The 17,558-nt window shown below is 55.8% G+C and carries 19 protein-coding genes; 9 read left to right on the plus strand and 10 right to left on the minus strand.

Annotated elements, in window-relative coordinates:
- Positions 1-33 precede the first annotated feature (33 nt).
- The gene (locus ACTJJA_RS08865; protein ID WP_089601462.1) at positions 34-1,566 is read left to right on the plus strand and encodes a SpoVR family protein; all 1,533 of its coding nucleotides are present in this window, start codon (positions 34-36) and stop codon (positions 1,564-1,566) included.
- Positions 1,567-1,672: 106 nt separating this feature from the next.
- Here ACTJJA_RS08865 and fadR read toward each other — a convergent pair whose 3' ends face one another.
- Positions 1,673-2,392: a fatty acid metabolism transcriptional regulator FadR gene (gene fadR, locus ACTJJA_RS08870; protein ID WP_010432738.1), complete on the minus strand. Its 720-nt coding sequence runs from the start codon at positions 2,390-2,392 to the stop codon at positions 1,673-1,675.
- 201 nt (positions 2,393-2,593) lie between these two features.
- Here fadR and nhaB point away from each other — a divergent pair, with 201 nt between their 5' ends.
- Both nhaB and dsbB read left to right on the plus strand, forming a co-directional pair.
- Positions 2,594-4,132: a Na(+)/H(+) antiporter NhaB gene (gene nhaB / locus ACTJJA_RS08875; protein WP_237844203.1), complete on the plus strand. Its 1,539-nt coding sequence runs from the start codon at positions 2,594-2,596 to the stop codon at positions 4,130-4,132.
- Positions 4,133-4,275: 143 nt separating this feature from the next.
- Positions 4,276-4,806 carry a disulfide bond formation protein DsbB gene (gene dsbB / locus ACTJJA_RS08880; RefSeq protein ID WP_089598221.1) on the plus strand — a complete coding sequence of 177 codons (531 nt, stop codon included), beginning with the start codon at positions 4,276-4,278 and terminating at the stop codon, positions 4,804-4,806.
- 115 nt (positions 4,807-4,921) lie between these two features.
- Here dsbB and ACTJJA_RS08885 read toward each other — a convergent pair whose 3' ends face one another.
- The 3 genes from ACTJJA_RS08885 to ACTJJA_RS08895 all read right to left on the minus strand — a co-directional run bounded on the left by ACTJJA_RS08885 (position 4,922) and on the right by ACTJJA_RS08895 (position 6,438).
- Positions 4,922-5,362: a YcgN family cysteine cluster protein gene (locus ACTJJA_RS08885; RefSeq protein WP_089598220.1), complete on the minus strand. Its 441-nt coding sequence runs from the start codon at positions 5,360-5,362 to the stop codon at positions 4,922-4,924.
- 93 nt (positions 5,363-5,455) lie between these two features.
- On the minus strand, positions 5,456-6,115 hold the full coding sequence (locus tag ACTJJA_RS08890; protein WP_010432726.1) for a fumarylacetoacetate hydrolase family protein: 660 nt from the start codon (positions 6,113-6,115) through the stop codon (positions 5,456-5,458).
- 47 nt (positions 6,116-6,162) lie between these two features.
- Positions 6,163-6,438: a YcgL domain-containing protein gene (locus ACTJJA_RS08895; protein ID WP_440667490.1), complete on the minus strand. Its 276-nt coding sequence runs from the start codon at positions 6,436-6,438 to the stop codon at positions 6,163-6,165.
- A 123-nt stretch (positions 6,439-6,561) separates the two neighbouring features.
- Between ACTJJA_RS08895 and minC the strand changes: the two genes are divergently transcribed.
- From minC to minE, 3 genes are read left to right on the plus strand one after another with little or no spacing between them, the layout of a single operon-like run.
- A complete protein-coding gene (gene minC / locus ACTJJA_RS08900; protein ID WP_010432720.1) occupies positions 6,562-7,269 on the plus strand; it encodes a septum site-determining protein MinC in 708 nt (235 codons plus the stop codon).
- Positions 7,270-7,292: 23 nt separating this feature from the next.
- The gene (gene minD, locus ACTJJA_RS08905; RefSeq protein WP_089598218.1) at positions 7,293-8,105 is read left to right on the plus strand and encodes a septum site-determining protein MinD; all 813 of its coding nucleotides are present in this window, start codon (positions 7,293-7,295) and stop codon (positions 8,103-8,105) included.
- A gap of 3 nt (positions 8,106-8,108) precedes the next feature.
- Entirely contained in the window at positions 8,109-8,378 is a 270-nt protein-coding gene (gene minE / locus ACTJJA_RS08910; protein WP_010432714.1) for a cell division topological specificity factor MinE, read from the plus strand.
- Positions 8,379-8,451: 73 nt separating this feature from the next.
- Here the strand turns inward: minE and rnd are convergent, their stop codons facing one another.
- The 5 genes from rnd to ACTJJA_RS08935 all read right to left on the minus strand — a co-directional run bounded on the left by rnd (position 8,452) and on the right by ACTJJA_RS08935 (position 14,831).
- Positions 8,452-9,567, minus strand: a complete 1,116-nt coding sequence (rnd, locus tag ACTJJA_RS08915) for a ribonuclease D (RefSeq protein ID WP_440667724.1) — start codon at positions 9,565-9,567, stop codon at positions 8,452-8,454.
- A gap of 83 nt (positions 9,568-9,650) precedes the next feature.
- The gene (gene fadD, locus ACTJJA_RS08920; RefSeq protein ID WP_440667493.1) at positions 9,651-11,336 is read right to left on the minus strand and encodes a long-chain-fatty-acid--CoA ligase FadD; all 1,686 of its coding nucleotides are present in this window, start codon (positions 11,334-11,336) and stop codon (positions 9,651-9,653) included.
- Positions 11,337-11,539: 203 nt separating this feature from the next.
- Positions 11,540-12,121 carry a Slp family lipoprotein gene (locus ACTJJA_RS08925; protein WP_010432706.1) on the minus strand — a complete coding sequence of 194 codons (582 nt, stop codon included), beginning with the start codon at positions 12,119-12,121 and terminating at the stop codon, positions 11,540-11,542.
- Positions 12,122-12,158: 37 nt separating this feature from the next.
- Positions 12,159-12,854 carry a tRNA (adenosine(37)-N6)-threonylcarbamoyltransferase complex dimerization subunit type 1 TsaB gene (gene tsaB, locus ACTJJA_RS08930; protein WP_182400773.1) on the minus strand — a complete coding sequence of 232 codons (696 nt, stop codon included), beginning with the start codon at positions 12,852-12,854 and terminating at the stop codon, positions 12,159-12,161.
- Between the two features lie 66 nt (positions 12,855-12,920).
- A complete protein-coding gene (locus tag ACTJJA_RS08935; RefSeq protein WP_100166045.1) occupies positions 12,921-14,831 on the minus strand; it encodes an ATP-dependent DNA helicase in 1,911 nt (636 codons plus the stop codon).
- Between the two features lie 133 nt (positions 14,832-14,964).
- On the opposite strand from ACTJJA_RS08935, the gene ACTJJA_RS08940 reads away from it, so the two are divergent.
- Positions 14,965-15,309 (plus strand): RidA family protein, encoded by a 345-nt coding sequence (locus tag ACTJJA_RS08940; RefSeq protein WP_440667496.1) that lies wholly within the window; start codon positions 14,965-14,967, stop codon positions 15,307-15,309.
- Between the two features lie 6 nt (positions 15,310-15,315).
- Here ACTJJA_RS08940 and ACTJJA_RS08945 read toward each other — a convergent pair whose 3' ends face one another.
- Positions 15,316-15,507 (minus strand): YoaH family protein, encoded by a 192-nt coding sequence (locus ACTJJA_RS08945; protein ID WP_440667498.1) that lies wholly within the window; start codon positions 15,505-15,507, stop codon positions 15,316-15,318.
- Between the two features lie 61 nt (positions 15,508-15,568).
- Here ACTJJA_RS08945 and pabB point away from each other — a divergent pair, with 61 nt between their 5' ends.
- Together pabB and ACTJJA_RS08955 are read left to right on the plus strand one after the other, a co-directional pair.
- Positions 15,569-16,897 carry an aminodeoxychorismate synthase component 1 gene (gene pabB / locus ACTJJA_RS08950; RefSeq protein ID WP_440667501.1) on the plus strand — a complete coding sequence of 443 codons (1,329 nt, stop codon included), beginning with the start codon at positions 15,569-15,571 and terminating at the stop codon, positions 16,895-16,897.
- 3 nt (positions 16,898-16,900) lie between these two features.
- On the plus strand, positions 16,901-17,479 hold the full coding sequence (locus tag ACTJJA_RS08955) for a CoA pyrophosphatase (RefSeq protein ID WP_440667503.1): 579 nt from the start codon (positions 16,901-16,903) through the stop codon (positions 17,477-17,479).
- Positions 17,480-17,558: the final 79 nt, after the last annotated feature.

The raw sequence follows: 17,558 nt of genomic DNA on the forward strand, positions 1-17,558 counted from the left end.
ACAGAGAGAGCTCCCAACAACGAGGGCGCGCTAATGGCTACTATTGATTCCATATCCAAGGACAACACACGTCTGAGCGATGGACCCGACTGGACCTTCGAGCTGCTTGATGTCTATCTGGCCGAGATTGACCGGGTAGCAAAACTGTATCGCCTGGATACCTATCCCCATCAAATTGAAGTCATTACGTCCGAACAGATGATGGATGCCTACTCCAGCGTCGGGATGCCGATCAACTATCCGCACTGGTCGTTTGGTAAGAAATTTATTGAAACGGAGCGGCTGTATAAACACGGTCAACAGGGGCTGGCGTATGAAATCGTCATTAACTCCAATCCGTGTATTGCCTATCTGATGGAAGAGAACACCATTACCATGCAGGCGCTGGTGATGGCGCACGCCTGCTACGGGCACAACTCTTTCTTCAAGAACAACTATCTTTTCCGCAGCTGGACGGATGCCAGCTCGATTGTCGATTACCTGATTTTCGCCCGTAAATACATTACCGAATGCGAAGAGCGCTACGGCGTGGATGAAGTGGAAAAACTGCTCGATTCCTGCCACGCGCTGATGAACTACGGCGTTGACCGCTACAAGCGTCCACAAAAAATCTCCTTACAGGAGGAGAAGGCCCGGCAGAAAAGCCGCGAGGAGTATCTGCAAAGCCAGGTGAATATGCTGTGGCGTACCCTGCCGAAGCGTGAGGAGGAGAAAACGGTCGCCGAAGCGCGTCGTTATCCGTCTGAGCCGCAGGAAAACCTGCTCTACTTTATGGAGAAGAACGCCCCGCTGCTGGAGCCGTGGCAGCGCGAGATCCTGCGCATTGTGCGTAAGGTGAGCCAGTATTTCTACCCGCAGAAACAGACGCAGGTGATGAACGAAGGCTGGGCGACCTTCTGGCACTACACCATCCTTAACCACCTGTATGACGAAGGGAAAGTCTCCGAACGCTTTATGATGGAGTTTCTGCACAGCCACACCAACGTGGTGTTCCAGCCTGCTTATAACAGCCCGTGGTACAGCGGCATTAACCCGTATGCCCTTGGCTTTGCGATGTTCCAGGACATCAAGCGCATCTGCCAGTCGCCGACGGAGGAAGACAAATACTGGTTCCCGGACATCGCCGGTTCTGACTGGCTGGAAACGCTGCATTTCGCGATGCGTGACTTTAAGGATGAGAGCTTTATCAGCCAGTTTATGTCGCCGAAGATCATGCGAGACTTCCGTTTCTTCACCGTGCTGGATGATGACCGTAACAACTACCTGGAAATTTCGGCGATCCATAACGAAGAGGGATACCGCGAGATCCGCTCTCGCCTCTCTTCCCAGTACAACCTGAGCAACCTTGAGCCGAACATCCAGGTATGGAATGTGGATTTACGCGGTGACCGCTCCCTGACGCTGCGCTATATCCCGCACAACCGCGCGCCGCTGGATAAAGGGCGTAAAGAGGTGCTGAAGCACGTGCACCGGCTGTGGGGCTTTGACGTGTTGCTTGAACAGCAGAATGAAGACGGCAGCGTGGAGCTGCTGGAGCGGTGCCCGGCGCGGTTGAATACGCTGTAGTTTGCCGGGTGGCGGCTACGCCTTACCCGGCCTACGGGTTTTGTAGGCCCGGTAAGCGAAGCGCCACCGGGCGAAAAAAAACCTCTCATACGAGAGGTTTTTTCTTTTAGCGGGTCTGAATTGCTAAATCGCCCGGGAGCGTTTTCTGCATGCGGTGCCAGATTTCACCGGAATCATGCCCGTAGCGACGCACCGTCTCATAAACCTGATCGTGCAGCCCTTCGGTACAGAGCTTGCTCAGCTTATGGTAGAAACCCAGCGCCAGGCTGCGGGCTTCAGGGTTAGCAAAGTAGTGGCGACCGATACGGGTATAGAGCCCTTTCATCCCGTTCAGGATCAGGCCGTAAATCGGGTTACCGGAGGCAAAGGCCAGGCCGCGGAAGACGTTATAGTCAAGCGTGGCGAAAGCGTCAGCGTGGTCTTCGACCTCGTTCGCGCTGGCCAGTACCGCGAGCGCATCTTCAGGATGCTGACGGAACGCGGTGCGGATAAAGATAGTCGCGATGTTGGTACGCACGGAGAGCAGATTGTCGATCAGCTGCGGCACGCTTTCGTGGTCGAGACGCGCCAGCGTTTCAAGAATGTTCAGCCCGGACGTTTCCCAGAAGTTGTTTACTTTCGTTGGCTTGCCGTGCTGAATCGTCAACCAGCCATCACGTGCCAGACGCTGCAGAACTTCACGCAACGTAGTACGGGTGACGCCAATCAGTTCAGAGAGTTCGCGTTCAGCAGGTAGAATTGATCCCGCAGGGAAACGATTATTCCAGATGCTTTCAATGATGTACTCTTCCGCGAAACCCGCCGGGCTCTGCGCCTTAATGACCATAGTGAGATTTCCATTACACAGCTTTAGCAAATTGGACTCATCATACCAGAGGCTCGCAGAGGCAGATAGCGCAGCAAAGAGAGAAAAGAGGGATCGCCGTTTCATTTTTGTGAAATTTACAATTTGACCTAATGCCCCTCTACGCCACCATTTTTGCGTATACTGATGTTTTGCCTTATTTGACGGGGAAGGACGTCTGTCATGGAAATTTCATTTGGCCGCGCGCTGTGGCGCAACTTTTTAGGCCAGTCACCTGACTGGTACAAACTCATACTTCTGGTATTCCTGGTTGTTAACCCCATCCTGTTTTATGTCAATCCGTTTGTTGCCGGATGGCTACTGGTGGCGGAATTTATCTTCACCCTGGCGATGGCGCTGAAATGCTATCCACTCCTTCCCGGCGGCCTGCTGGCATTTGAAGCGGTGGTGATTGGCATGACCAGCGCGGAGCATGTTAAACAGGAGCTGGCATCCAATCTTGAGGTGCTTCTGCTGCTGATGTTTATGGTGGCTGGCATCTACTTTATGAAGCAGCTACTGCTGTTTATCTTTACCCGGCTGCTGCTGAGCATTCCCTCAAAAACGATCCTGTCGGTGGCGTTTTGTCTCGCGGCAGCGTTCCTTTCGGCCTTCCTTGATGCATTGACGGTGGTGGCTGTGGTGATTAGCGTGGCCGTCGGCTTTTACGGCATTTATCATCGCGTCGCGTCTTCTCGACCCGGTGAGGATTTGCAGGACGATAGCCATGTCGACGCGCATAACCGTGAGGTGCTGGAGCAGTTCCGCGCGTTCCTGCGTAGCCTGATGATGCATGCGGGTGTGGGTACAGCGCTGGGCGGCGTGATGACGATGGTAGGGGAGCCGCAAAACCTGATCATCGCCAAAGCGGCGGGCTGGCATTTCGGCGAATTCTTCCTGCGCATGGCGCCAGTGAGCGTTCCGGTGCTGATCTGCGGCGTCGTCACCTGTATTCTTGTCGAGAAATTCAGCGTCTTTGGCTACGGCGCGAAGTTGCCTGAAACGGTGCGACAGGAGCTGCATACATTTGACGTGCAAAGTCGCCGTCAGCGCACACGCCAGGATACGCTACGCCTGATCGCACAAGGCATCATTGGCGTCTGGCTTATCGCTGCGCTGGCTTTCCATCTTGCTGAGGTGGGGTTAATTGGCCTGTCGGTTATTATTCTCGCCACCACCTTTAGCGGCGTGACCGACGAGCACGCTATCGGCAAAGCCTTTACCGAAGCCCTGCCGTTTACCGCGCTGCTGGCGGTATTCTTTGCGGTAGTGGCGGTGATTATCGATCAGCACCTGTTTGCGCCGATTATTGCCTTTGTATTACAGGCCGCGCCCGACGCCCAGCTTTCGCTGTTTTACCTGTTTAACGGTTTGCTCTCCTCCATTTCCGATAACGTTTTTGTCGGCACGGTTTATATCAACGAAGCGAAAGCAGCCATGGAGCAAGGCGTTATCAGCGCTCAACAATTTGAGCTGCTGGCGGTGGCGATCAACACCGGCACCAACCTCCCTTCCGTGGCGACACCTAACGGCCAGGCCGCATTCCTGTTCCTGCTGACCTCAGCGCTTGCGCCACTCATACGACTTTCTTATGGAAGAATGGTCTGGATGGCCCTGCCCTATACGCTGGTACTGACGATTGTGGGTTTGCTTTGCGTCAAAATTACCCTCATTCCTTATACGCACTGGCTGATACAAGCGGGTATACTTGCCGCACATTAAGATGTGTAAATCGGGCAGTTCGCTGCCCGTTTGCCTTTTCGCATGATAAACATCCAATTACGTTTTATTTCGTCAGGTACAGGTGGCGCGGAAAACGAATTCGTTTACACTGCGCTTTCTAAGCATGTTCCAGGGAAATGATTATGTTGAGATTTTTAAACCAGTGCTCTCGCGGTCGCGGAGCGTGGTTGTTAATGGCCCTGACCGCCTTTGCGCTGGAAATGGTCGCGTTGTGGTTCCAGCATGTGATGGGGTTGAAGCCCTGCGTGCTGTGTATCTACGAACGTTGCGCATTGTTCGGCATTATGGGCGCGGGTCTGGTGGGCGCGATTGCCCCGAAATCACCGCTACGCTATGCCGGTATCGCTATCTGGCTGTACAGTGCCTGGAAGGGAATTGAACTCTCCTGGGAGCACACCATGATGCAGCTGCATCCGTCACCGTTTATGACCTGTGATTTTGCCGCCCGCTTCCCAAGCTGGCTGCCGCTGGATAAGTGGCTGCCGCAGGTGTTTGTGGCGTCCGGCGACTGTTCTGTGCGTCAGTGGGAATTCCTGACGCTGGAGATGCCGCAGTGGCTGGTGGGTATTTTTGTGGCCTACTTCGTTGTAGCCCTGCTGGTGCTGATTGCCCAGCCGTTTAAGCCGAAGAAACGCGATTTGTTCGGGCGGTAACTTGCCCGGCGGCGCTTCGCTTGCGCGGGCCTACGGTTTTGTAGGTCGGGTAAGCGTAGCGCCACCCGACACAACAGCGCCCAATAAAAAACCCGCCTCGGCGGGTTTTTTATTATCACCGATTAGGGTGATTCATGATGTGGTCTTCCCAGTCACGCACCTCGGACTCTTTTACCGCAATATGGCGCACGGAAATGCGTTCACCGTGCATCGCCGCTTTAGAGCCGGTCAGCAGCGGATGCCATTTCGGCAGATCTTTTCCTTCCGCCAGCAGGCGATACGCGCAGGTGTGCGGTAACCACTCAAAGGTCGGCAAATTTTCACGGGTTAATTTGATGCAGTCCGGCTCGTACTCGAAGCGGCGTTCGTAGTTGCGGCACTGGCAGGTTTTGATGTTCAGCTGCTTGCAGGCGACGTTAGTGAAATAGATCTCGTCGGAATCCTCATCCATCAGCTTGTGCAGGCAGCACTGTCCGCAGCCGTCGCACAACGACTCCCACTCCGCGTCGGTCATTTCGTCGAGCGTTTTACTTTGCCAGAAAGGGATGTCGTTCATCAGGATGTCCACACGTCAAAAGAAAGCGCACCTTATAACGAGTCTGGCACGTTGATGCAAGTTTTGCCGCCCATTTCGGGCGGCAAGGTGTTTTTACAGCACGCGTGTTTTCAGCGACAGGCCGTTGAAACTGACCTCAAGCTCATCGCCACCGTTGAGCGGGCCGACGCCCTCTGGCGTACCGGTCAGGATCACATCACCCGGTTTCAGGGTGAAGAAGCGGCTCATGTAGGCAATCAGCGGGACGATCTTGTGGATCATGTCGGCCGTAGTGCCCTGCTGGCGAACCTCGCCGTTCACCTTCAGGCTGAGCGGGGTGTCCTGCGGGTCATCAGTAAACTCGCTCACCGGAACAAAACCCGAAATGGGGCAGGAATTATCAAAGCCTTTGGCTTTTTCCCACGGTTGCCCCGCTTTCTTCATCTTGCCCTGCACATCACGCAGGGTGAGATCCAGGGCGACACCGTAACCGGCAATCGCTTTCTGCACATGCTCTTCAGAAGCCTGGCGCAGCGTGGCGCCAATCAGCACCGCCAGCTCCACTTCGTGGTGAACAGAACCCAGCCCTTGCGGTAACGCCAGCGGCTGGCGAATATCGCAGAGTGCGGTTTCGGGCTTAATAAACAGTACCGGCTCTTCTGGCGTCGCGCTGCCCATTTCCTGAATGTGTTTTGCGTAGTTGCTGCCCACGCAGACGACTTTGCTGACGGGATAATCCAGTAATGCACCTTGCCAGTTATGATGTTGATACATGGTCGACCCCTAAACGGTTGATGTGTTGTTCCCGGAAGCGTCCGGGTTTATTTCTTTCCGTTCACCTCAAGATGCTGTTTTAATAAATTCTCGGGTGGTGGCGGAAGCTGTAAATAATAGCCTTGCTCGGTTAATGCCACTTTCACTTTTTCCAGATCGGCATTCACCAGCGTCTTACGCCCGTCAAGCGGCAGCAGCATCGCCAGCTGAGGGCGGCCAAAGTTTTTCATTAATTCTTCAGGCACGCGCGAAAAATCGTCTTTCTTTTCGACATAAAGATAGGTCTGGTCACGGCTTGTACTTCTATAGATCACACAAAACATGTTTTTACTCTGAATTAATGGGTGGTTGCTTGCCTCAATATACTCCTGACTATAACATGCCTGATACTCTTCGGAATATCGCAGCGAGTTGTTGCGGTTAATAGCAAATTGAGTAAGGCCAGGATGTCAAACACGCCCATCGAGCTTAAAGGCAGTAGCTTCACCTTATCAGTGGTTCATTTGCATGATGCAAAACCCGAGGTTATTCGTCAGGCGTTAGAAGATAAAATCGCGCAGGCACCCGCCTTTCTGAAACATGCCCCCGTTGTCGTCAATGTGAGCGGTCTGGATGCCCCGGTTAACTGGAAACTTCTCCAGCAGGCGGTTTCATCCACCGGGCTGCGTATTGTCGGCATTAGCGGCTGTAAAGATGCTGAACTGAAAGCCGAGATTGACCGGGCAGGGCTACCGCTTCTGACCGAAGGCAAAGAAAAAGCCCCTCGTTCGGCCCCAGCGGCAGTGCAGACGCCCCCTCCCCCGGTTCAAAACGTTACACCTGTCACAAAAACGCGATTGATTGATGTGCCGGTTCGTTCCGGTCAGCGAATTTATGCGCCAAACTGTGATCTAATTGTTACAAGCCACGTCAGTGCTGGCGCTGAACTGATTGCGGATGGCAATATTCACGTCTACGGTATGATGCGTGGGCGTGCGCTCGCGGGCGCAAGTGGCGATCGGGAAGCACAAATTTTTTGTAGTCACCTGACGGCGGAACTGGTGTCCATCGCAGGTGAATATTGGCTGAGCGACAAGATCCCAGCCGAATTTTATGGCAAAGCGGCTCGTCTGCTGCTGGCAGACGACGCGTTGACCGTTCAACCGTTGAATTGATCCCTTTTTAACAAGGAATTTCTATGGCACGCATTATTGTTGTTACTTCGGGTAAAGGAGGCGTTGGCAAGACCACCTCCAGCGCGGCCATCGCTACTGGTTTGGCCCAGAAGGGAAAGAAAACCGTCGTTATCGATTTCGATATCGGCCTGCGTAACCTGGACCTGATCATGGGTTGTGAGCGTCGCGTCGTGTATGACTTCGTAAACGTCATCCAGGGCGATGCCACGCTTAACCAGGCGCTGATTAAAGACAAGCGCACCGAGAACCTCTACATTCTTCCGGCGTCTCAGACCCGTGACAAAGACGCGCTGACCCGCGAAGGCGTGGAAAAGGTGCTCGACGATCTGAAAAAGATGGAGTTCGACTTCGTCGTCTGTGACTCCCCTGCCGGTATCGAAACCGGTGCGCTGATGGCGCTCTATTTCGCGGATGAAGCCATTATCACCACAAACCCTGAAGTCTCGTCCGTGCGTGACTCAGACCGAATTCTCGGTATCCTCGCCTCTAAATCCCGCCGTGCGGAAAATGGTCAGGAACCGATCAAAGAGCACCTGCTGCTGACCCGTTACAACCCGGGCCGCGTGAACAAAGGTGACATGCTGAGCATGGAAGACGTGCTGGAGATCCTGCGCATCAAACTGGTTGGCGTTATCCCGGAAGATCAGTCCGTGTTACGCGCCTCTAACCAGGGTGAGCCAGTGATTCTGGATACGATGGCAGATGCAGGTAAAGCTTACGCCGATACCGTTGACCGTCTGCTGGGAGAAGAACGTCCTTTCCGCTTCATTGAAGAAGAGAAGAAAGGTTTCCTCAAACGCCTGTTCGGAGGATAAGTTATGGCATTACTGGACTTTTTTCTCTCGCGGAAAAAAAGCACCGCCAACATCGCAAAAGAACGTCTGCAAATTATCGTTGCGGAGCGTCGTCGTAGCGACGCCGAGCCTCACTACCTGCCGCAGCTGCGCAAGGACATCCTGGAAGTGATCTGTAAGTACGTGCAGATTGACCCGGAGATGGTCACCGTACAGCTGGAGCAAAAAGACGGGGATATTTCGATTCTGGAGCTGAACGTTACGCTCCCGGAAGCGGAAGAGTCGCGTCCGTAGGTTTGTGATTTCGTAGCCCCGGTAAGCGCAGCGCCACCGGGGGAATATGCCGGGTATATCGCCCGGCATATTTTTATCGCGGATAACCTTCCAGCAGCGTATTCAGGCGATCGGCCATCAATTCCCCGCGCCAGCCCGCCATCAGCTCCGGCAGCCCATTCTGCGGCTTCAGCTTCCAGTGCCAGTTCAGCAACTGGTTAATCTGACGGCGTGACGCCAGCAGTTCCGCACTCAGTTTGCTTTCTGCTGCCACAGCCTGCACCAGCGCTTTGATATCCTTAAACGCCTTGCGATAGCCCGGCATATCCATCAGATTCAGCAGCGGTTCCGGCAGGTCTTCATCCGCCGTTTGCTGTGCCTGCGCCACCAGCGCGAGCAGGGTTTTGCCGTGGAAACGAATTTCGCTACCCGAAAGCCCAATGCTGTCCAGTTCACCCATGCTGCCCGGCATGTAGCGCGCGACCGCCCACAGATGCTCTTCACGCACCACAAAGTTCACGGCCAGATCGCGCTCGCGCGCTTTGCGCAAACGCCAGTCCGCTAACAGCTGCAGGCACGCCAGCTGACGCGTGCGAAGCTGCCAGGCGTTTGTGATATCGCGCCAGGCCTCTTTCGGGTCGACCACTTCCTGACGACGCTGCTGGGTCATCCGGCACTCATCCAGCGCAGCAGACAGCCAGCCGGAGGCTTCTGCCTCCTTCATCAGCTGTCCGGCAATCGGCAGCAGGTAGAAGACGTCTGCCGCCGCATATTCCAGCTGACGCTCGGTCAGCGGGCGCGCCAGCCAGTCGGTACGGGATTCGCTTTTGTCCAGCGTCAGGCCGGTGTATTCCTCAACCATGGCAGCAAAGCCCCATGAGAGCGGACGCCCGCTGAACGCCGCGAGGATCTGCGTATCAATGAGCGGCTGCGGCATGATGCCAAAGGTATTCATAAACACTTCCAGATCTTCACTGCCCGCATGCAGGAATTTGGTCACGGCCGTATCCAGCAGCAGATCGCGCATCGGTGCCCAGTCGGTAATACCGAGCGGGTCAATCAGCGAGACATGTTTGCCGTCGTACATCTGAATCAGGCCCAGCTGCGGATAATAGGTTCTCGTACGGACAAACTCGGTATCCAGGGCGATAGCGGGATAGTCGCGCGTCACTTCGCACAGCGAAGCCAGCTCGTCGTTGGTCGTGATCATCTGGTAATTCAAATCATTTTCTCTTTTGTTTGCGCCCATAAAAAACGCCGGCTTAACCGGCGTCTGGGCGATTAACGTGAAGCTCAGGCCTTATTGTCTACTTTGGCACGGGCTTCGTCACGTAATTCTCGTCGTAATATCTTCCCGACGTTGGATTTTGGCAGTTCATCGCGGAATTCCACCAGCTTCGGCACCTTGTAGCCCGTCAACTGACGACGGCAGAAGGTTATCAGCTCTTCCTCATTCAGCGAAGGATCTTTCTTGACCACAAATATCTTCACCGCTTCACCGCTGCTGCCGGAAGGGACGCCCACAGCCGCCACTTCGAGCACGCCGTTGTGCTGCATAACCACATCTTCGATTTCGTTCGGGTAGACGTTAAAGCCGGAGACCAGGATCATGTCTTTCTTACGATCGACAATGCGCAGGAAACCTTCGTCGTCCATCACGGCGATATCGCCGGTATGCAGCCAGCCGTCTTTGATGATCTCGTCCGTAGCATCCGGACGTTGCCAGTAGCCCAGCATCACCTGCGGCCCTCTTACGCACAGCTCGCCTGGCTCACCATGAGGCACTTCGTTATCCTCATCATCCACCAGCTTTGCTTCGGTCGACGGAACAGGCAGGCCAATGCTGCCGCTGTGGTAGTCAATGTCGTGCGGGTTCACGCTCACCAGCGGCGCGCACTCCGTCAGACCATAGCCTTCCAGCAGATACTGACCGGTCAGCTTCACCCAGCGCTCGGCGACCGCCTGCTGAACGGGCATCCCGCCGCCTGCGGAGAGGTGCAGCGTGGAGAAATCCAGCTGCTGGAACTCTTTATTATTGAGCAGCGCATTAAACAGGGTATTCACCCCCGTCATGGCGGTGAACGGATATTTCGCCAGCTCTTTCACCAGGCCCGGGATATCGCGCGGATTGGTGATAAGGATGTTCTGACCACCCAGCTCAATAAACAGCAGGCAGTTCATGGTCAGCGCAAAGATGTGATACAGCGGAAGCGCGGTGATCACCACCTCTTTGCCCGGATGCAGCAGAGGCCCGTATGTGGCGTTCACCTGTTCAAGGTTCGCCAGCATGTTCCGGTGCGTCAACATCGCGCCTTTCGCCACGCCGGTGGTGCCACCGGTATACTGCAGGAAGGCGAGATCTTCTGATACCACTTCAGGCTTGACGTATTGCATACGGTAGCCCGCGTGCAGCGCACGGCGGAAGGAAATAGCGTCCGGCAGGTGATATTTTGGTACCAGCCGCTTCACGTATTTAACGACAAAGTTAACCAGCGTGCCTTTGGCCGTGGAAAGCTGATCGCCCATGCGCGTCAGGATGACGTGTTTTACCTGGGTTCTGTCGACCACTTTTTCCAGCGTGTGGGCAAAGTTCGAGACAATGACAATTGCGACCGCACCGCTGTCGTTCAACTGATGCTCAAGTTCACGCGGGGTATACAGCGGGTTCACGTTGACGACAATCATCCCGGCCCGCAGGATGCCGAACAGCGCTACCGGGTATTGCAGCAGGTTTGGCATCATCAGCGCGACGCGGTCCCCTTTTTGCAGTCCCAGCCCTTCCTGTAAATACGCCGCAAACGCCCGGCTACGCTCTTCCAGCTTACGGAAGGTCATCACTTCGCCCATGTTCACAAACGCAGGCTGGTCAGCGTAACGCCGCACCGAGTGTTCAAATAATTCAACCAGGGATTGATAACGGTCAGGATTGATCTCCGCAGGCACATCTGCGGGATACCGGTTAAGCCAAACCTTTTTCAATGCATCACCTCTGAAATGAGTATTCGTCGTCATCACAGCCCCGATAATAAACAGTTTGTTAACATTATATTAACTCAGCGTACCAGTTTATTAATTGTTCAGATTGCAGGTTGCGAAGCGCGTCACTCTTTTTTTTCATTTTATCCGTAAAAAAACAGAGACAGCGGCTGAGCCGCTGTCTCTTTCCTAATAATAACAGTTAGTTACTCAGTTACGATCGTTTGAACCTGCGCCGGGCCCGGGTTATACCAGCCCCAGCCGGGGTAACCATAACGGTAAGGATGAGGACCCCACATCCACGGATCGATCGGCTGTGGCGGCATGACGACCTGCTGGGCAATACGCCAGCGTTTGTAGCCGGTCACCTGCATAGTCATAAATTTATACGGCGTGCTGCCGATTTTGCCCTGCACCGAACCGGTAATCGGCCCAACAACGGTCACCAGTTGCCCACGGAAATCGACCGGGTCAAGGAAACCGCTGACGTCTGCATAAATGCGCCCGCGCGAGGCCTCCCCCAGAACGGGGCGAGCACCGCTGTCCAGCGGCACCGTCGCAATTTCCAGACGGGTTTTACCCTGCTGGTTAAAGACCTCGATCACCTTGCCGCCGAAGCGTGATTCCTGGCCAACATACAGCTCAGGCGCATTCATAACGCGCACCAGATCCTGCTGTGGCGTTGGGCTACTGCCCTTAATCGCATCAGGAACGGTTACGCAACCGCTCAGTGCTGTGGCAACAACGCCTGCCATTAAAAGGCGAACAACTTTAGTTTGAACCGCCATGATGCGACTCCTTTTTCTCAGTTCCTGTTACTGAGATTCACTCGCGGCCTGGAAGTTTCTTCCACGCAACGGTGTTTCGTAAATAAACCGGCTCAGCCTGTTCAACGGCGACGGTTTTTCCTTTCGCGAACAGCTGACAGGCAATGGGAAGCATATCTTCGGCGGCAGGCAGAAGCATATTGCCGTCAACCAGCGTTACGCCGGTGTCGTTCCCCATTTCCGGCCATGCCGGCCAGCCCGTCCCTACCGTCGCCCACTCGCCTGAGAGCTGCTTAAGGCGTTCGGTGACGGCTTCAGGCGTCAACACGGCTTCCGTCTCTTCACCGTGCCAGACGCCGTTTTCATCACGAGTATATTCAGCCCAGTAAACTTCGCCCATGCGGGCATCAATGGCCGCCAGCACGCGGGTTGCGCCAGTCATGCGCCAGGCACCCTGCGCCATGGTGGCGAGGGTAGAGACGCCGATCATCGGCAGTTCAGCGCCCAGCGCCAGCCCCTGGGCAATGCCAATCCCGATACGCACGCCCGTAAAGCTGCCAGGGCCACGGCCAAAGGCCAGCGCATCGAGGTCGGTTAAGGAGGTGTTGCCCTGGGTTAACATGGCTTTTACCAGGGGCAGAATACGTTGGGTGTGTTCCCGTGGGCACTCTTCAAAATGAGCAGAAACAGCACCGTCGTTCAACAGAGCGACAGAGCAAGCCTCTGTCGCGGTATCAATAGCCAGAATTCGCATCAGTCGTCGCGCTCTCGCAAGGGTCAGTCACAAAATGGCGCGCATCTTAGCACATTCCGGGGCGAATTACTCCGCCGTTGGGTTTGCCAGGAAACGCACCGCGCGTTTTATGTCCCGCGTCCGCGGCGCGGGCGGCAGGCTGGCGAGGAAGGTGGCGCCGTAAGGGCGCATCACCAGTCGGTTATCACAGATCACCAGCACGCCGCGATCGGTTACGTCGCGGATCAAACGCCCTACCCCTTGCTTGAGGGTAATCACCGCGTCCGGCAGCTGGACCTCATCAAACGGATCGCCTCCGCGCAAACGGCAATCTTCCATCCGCGCCTTCAGCAGCGGATCGTCCGGGGAGGTAAACGGCAGTTTGTCGATGATGACCAGCGAGAGGGTATCGCCGCGCACGTCGACCCCTTCCCAGAAGCTGCTGGTCGCCACCAGCAGGGCATTACCGGCGGAAACAAACTGCTGTAACAGCTGGCCTTTGCTGGTTTCGCCCTGCAGCAGAACCGGCAGCGTCATGGTGGCGCGGAACTGCTCGGCGAGGTCACGCATCATGGCGTGAGAGGTGCAGAGCATAAAGCAGCGGCCGTTGTTGGCCTCAATCATCGGTTTTAACATCGCCGCCAGATGGCGCGCCGCGCCCGGCTGGTTCGGCAGCGGCAGATTACGGGGAACGCAGAGCAGCGCCTGTTTTTCGTAATCGAACGGGCTGGGCAGGAGCAGCGATTCCGCCTCCTCAATGCCAAGACGTTCCGTGAAGTGATGCAGATCGTCATTTACCGACAGGGTTGCCGAAGTGAAGATCCAGCTTCCCGGCTTTTGCGCCATCACCTCTTTAAATTTATCCGCCACCGTCAGCGGCGTGAGCGCCAGCGTGAAATGCCGCGAGGTGCACTCATACCAGTAGCTGAACCCCGGCTGGTTAATCTCTTTCAGCCGTTTGAGCCGCCCACGATAAAGCGTGGCGCGTTCAAACGCCGCATCTAACAGCGCGGAGCGTCCAAGCGAGAGTTTCGCCACGTCGTAGCAGAGTTCCAGGGCGTCATCGAGCAGCAGCAGCGCGCGCTGGATATTTTTGTCCGCCAGCAGTTCGCGCAGGTTACCGCGATAGCCCGGCTCGCCAAGCTGTAAGCGGAAATCCTGCGCGCTCTGCGCCAGGCGGTCGGCGCACTTCTGCAACTGCTGGGTATCTTTTAATTCGGTGCGATAGGCGATGGTGAAATCTTTCGCCAGGTCCTGAAGCTGGCGGCTGGAGAGCGACTGGCCGAAATACTGGCTGGCGATATCCGGAAGCTGGTGCGCTTCATCGAAGATCATCACGTCAGCCTCGGGGATCAGCTCGCCGAAACCGCTGTCTTTAACCACCATATCCGCGAGAAACAGGTGATGGTTTACCACCACGACGTCGGCGTCCATGGCAGTTTTGCGTGCCTTAACCACAAAGCAGTCTTTATACAGCGGGCAGTCGCTGCCGAGGCAGTTATCGTTGGTGCTGGTCACCAGCGGCCAGGCTGGAGAGTCTTCCGGCACGCTCGCGCAGGTGCTGATGTCCCCCTCTTCGGTCTGGTTCGCCCATGACCGAAGGATAATGACGTCGCTCAGCGTCTGTACCGGCAGATCGCCGCCCGCCAGCGCCTGCTGTTCGAGACGCTCAAGGCAAAGGTAGTTTGAACGCCCTTTCAGCAGAGCCAGACGCCCTTTGTATTTCAGCGCTTTCGCCACCGTGGGCAAATCGCGGCTGTAGAGCTGATCCTGCAGCGCCTTCGATCCTGTGGAAATAATCACCTTCTTCTTCGCGCGCAGCGCCGGAGCAAGGTAAGCATAGGTTTTACCCGTGCCGGTTCCGGCTTCGACCACCAGCGGCTGCGCCTTATCGATAGCGTGCGCAACGGCGTGCGCCATCTGACGCTGAGGTTCACGGGGTTTGAAGCCGGGGATAGCCTGCGCTAATTGACCTTCAGGGGAAAAATCGTCTGCCACGGTGCTCTCTCACTGTATTTTTGCACAGGGATTATGTCAGCCCATCCTTTCATGTGCCACCCCAAATAGTGACGACAGATGCACAATATGGCAGTCTTGCCGCCTGAATACGCAAAATAACGAGGAAACGTTTATGACGATTGTGCGCATTGATGCCGAAGCCCGCTGGTCTGATGTGGTGATCCATAACCAGACGCTCTACTACACCGGCGTACCGGCTAACCTGGACGCGGATGCGTTCGAGCAGACAGCGAACACCCTGGCTCAGATTGACGCGGCGCTGGAAAAACAGGGCAGCGACAAATCGCGCATTCTGGATGCGACGATTTTCCTGGCAAACAAGGACGATTTCGCGGCGATGAACAAAGCCTGGGATGCGTGGGTGGTGGCGGGTCACGCGCCTGTACGCTGCACCGTACAGGCCACGCTGATGAAACCGGAATACAAGGTCGAGATCAAGATTATCGCGGCGGTGTAAGCCCGATTACTCTTCTTGATCTTCCTCTTCATCTTCGAATCGCGCCACAATCCGCTCGCCGGAATGACTGGCGCGAATCTCCTGAGCGACAACGGTAATCGCCTGTCCGCTGCTCATTCCCTGGGACATCAGTTCCTGGATACGTTCAACCGCTTTCTGCTGCTGTTCATGGCTCAGAGAAGGTAATCCTGCAAACATCGTCAACTCCTGCTAAATTATTCGCGCTAATTATTTCACGCTGCCCGGTAGTATGCCATACATGAACATGCGCTTCCCCACTGTTATTACCCTGCCCTGGCGTGCTGATGCCGCTGAGTTCTGGTTTGCTCGCCTGAGCCACCTTCCGTTTGCGATGCTGCTGCACTCCGGCCATGCGGATCACCCCTATAGCCGGTTTGATATTGTCGTGGCCGACCCGGTCAAGACGCTGACAACCGATGACCTGTCGTTAACGGACGATCCGCTGGTGCAGCTTCAGCAAGCCATTAACGCGCTGGGCTTATCTGCCACCCCGAACCCGGACCTGCCTTTTCAGGGGGGCGCGCTGGGCCTGTTTGGTTACGATCTGGGTCGCCGTTTCGAAACGCTGCCTGATCTTGCTCAGGATGATATTCCGCTGCCCGATATGGCGGTGGGGCTTTACGACTGGGCATTAATCGTCGATCACCACAGGCAGATGGTGTCTCTCTTAAGCCATGCTGACGTGAATGCGCGCCTGGCCTGGCTGGACGCTCAGGAGCCTGTAACATCGGTTGATTTCCAGCTAACCTCCGACTGGCGTTCAAATATGAGCGCAGCGGAGTATGCCGAAAAATTCGCGCGCGTTCAGGCGTATCTGCACAGCGGTGACTGCTACCAGGTCAACCTCGCCCAACGTTTCCAGGCGACATACCGGGGAGATGAGTGGCAGGCGTTTACCCGTCTTAATGCCAGCAATAAGGCGCCCTTCAGCGCGTTTGTGCGTCTGGAACAGGGAGCGGTCCTCAGCCTGTCGCCCGAGCGTTTTATTCATCTGGCCGAGGGCACGATTCAAACCCGTCCGATCAAAGGCACGCTGCCCCGCCTTGCCGATCCGGCAGCTGACCGTCAGCAGGCCGAAAAACTGGCCGCATCGCCAAAAGACCGCGCCGAGAATCTGATGATTGTGGATTTAATGCGCAACGATATTGGCCGGGTCGCGGTGCCGGGCAGCGTCCGCGTGCCTGAACTGTTCGTCGTCGAGCCTTTTCCGGCGGTGCATCATCTTGTCAGCACTGTCACCGCACAGCTGCCCGCCTCGCGCACAGCCTGCGATCTGCTCCGCGCCGCGTTTCCGGGAGGCTCCATCACCGGCGCCCCCAAAGTGCGGGCGATGGAAATTATCGATGAACTGGAGCCGCACCGCCGCAACGCCTGGTGCGGCAGCATCGGCTATGTGAGCCTTTGCGGGACCATGGATACCAGTATCACTATCCGCACGCTAACCGCCTGCGACGGGAATCTGTACTGTTCCGCAGGGGGCGGCATTGTGGCCGACAGCCAGGTCGATGCGGAATATCAGGAAACCTTTGATAAAGTTAACCGTATCCTTAAACAACTGGAGACCTGACGGGTGGAAAAAGAGAACCTGACGCTGGATGATTTTTTGTCGCGCTTTCAGCTTTTGCGACCTGCGGTGAACCGTGAAGCGCTGAATCAACGTCAGGCGGCGGTGCTGATCCCGGTGGTGCGGCGCGAACAGCCGGGCCTGCTGCTCACCCAGCGATCGCCGCATATGCGTAAACATGCCGGTCAGGTCGCCTTTCCGGGCGGCGCAGTGGATAGCACCGATGCGTCGCTGATTGCCGCCGCGCTGCGGGAAGCACAGGAAGAGGTCGCGATTCCACCGGAAGCCGTCGAGATCGTTGGCGTATTACCCCCTGTCGACAGCATCACCGGTTTTCAGGTCACCCCGGTGGTCGGCATTATTCCCCCCGATCTTCAGTATCACGCCAGCGTCGATGAAGTCTCTGCGGTGTTTGAAATGCCGCTGGAAGAAGCCCTCCGACTGAGCCGTTATCACCCGCTGGATATTCAGCGTCGTGGACATGACCATCGGGTGTGGTTGTCCTGGTATCAGCATTATTTTGTCTGGGGCATGACGGCGGGCATCATTCGTGAGCTGGCGTTGCAGATCGGCCTGAAACCTTGACTATACTTTACATTCCACCCTTTTCTGGCAGGTTTGCGATCGCTGTCGCGCTATTAGCAAAACCATCGTTAACCATTAG

Source organism: Enterobacter sp. 22452, from assembly GCF_052045065.1.
Taxonomy (GTDB): domain Bacteria; phylum Pseudomonadota; class Gammaproteobacteria; order Enterobacterales; family Enterobacteriaceae; genus Enterobacter; species Enterobacter mori.

Coding starts and splice junctions, on each gene's coding strand:
- minD (WP_089598218.1), top strand. CDS start 7,293: ATGGCACGCATTATTGTTGTTACTTCGGGTAAAGGAGGCGTTGGCAAG.
- minE (WP_010432714.1), top strand. CDS start 8,109: ATGGCATTACTGGACTTTTTTCTCTCGCGGAAAAAAAGCACCGCCAAC.
- ACTJJA_RS08895 (WP_440667490.1), bottom strand. CDS start 6,438: ATGTTTTGTGTGATCTATAGAAGTACAAGCCGTGACCAGACCTATCTT.
- minC (WP_010432720.1), top strand. CDS start 6,562: ATGTCAAACACGCCCATCGAGCTTAAAGGCAGTAGCTTCACCTTATCA.
- rnd (WP_440667724.1), bottom strand. CDS start 9,567: ATGATCACGACCAACGACGAGCTGGCTTCGCTGTGCGAAGTGACGCGC.
- dsbB (WP_089598221.1), top strand. CDS start 4,276: ATGTTGAGATTTTTAAACCAGTGCTCTCGCGGTCGCGGAGCGTGGTTG.
- tsaB (WP_182400773.1), bottom strand. CDS start 12,854: ATGCGAATTCTGGCTATTGATACCGCGACAGAGGCTTGCTCTGTCGCT.
- ACTJJA_RS08925 (WP_010432706.1), bottom strand. CDS start 12,121: ATGGCGGTTCAAACTAAAGTTGTTCGCCTTTTAATGGCAGGCGTTGTT.
- ACTJJA_RS08865 (WP_089601462.1), top strand. CDS start 34: ATGGCTACTATTGATTCCATATCCAAGGACAACACACGTCTGAGCGAT.
- ACTJJA_RS08890 (WP_010432726.1), bottom strand. CDS start 6,115: ATGTATCAACATCATAACTGGCAAGGTGCATTACTGGATTATCCCGTC.
- ACTJJA_RS08945 (WP_440667498.1), bottom strand. CDS start 15,507: ATGTTTGCAGGATTACCTTCTCTGAGCCATGAACAGCAGCAGAAAGCG.
- pabB (WP_440667501.1), top strand. CDS start 15,569: ATGAACATGCGCTTCCCCACTGTTATTACCCTGCCCTGGCGTGCTGAT.
- nhaB (WP_237844203.1), top strand. CDS start 2,594: ATGGAAATTTCATTTGGCCGCGCGCTGTGGCGCAACTTTTTAGGCCAG.
- ACTJJA_RS08940 (WP_440667496.1), top strand. CDS start 14,965: ATGACGATTGTGCGCATTGATGCCGAAGCCCGCTGGTCTGATGTGGTG.
- ACTJJA_RS08885 (WP_089598220.1), bottom strand. CDS start 5,362: ATGAACGACATCCCTTTCTGGCAAAGTAAAACGCTCGACGAAATGACC.
- fadR (WP_010432738.1), bottom strand. CDS start 2,392: ATGGTCATTAAGGCGCAGAGCCCGGCGGGTTTCGCGGAAGAGTACATC.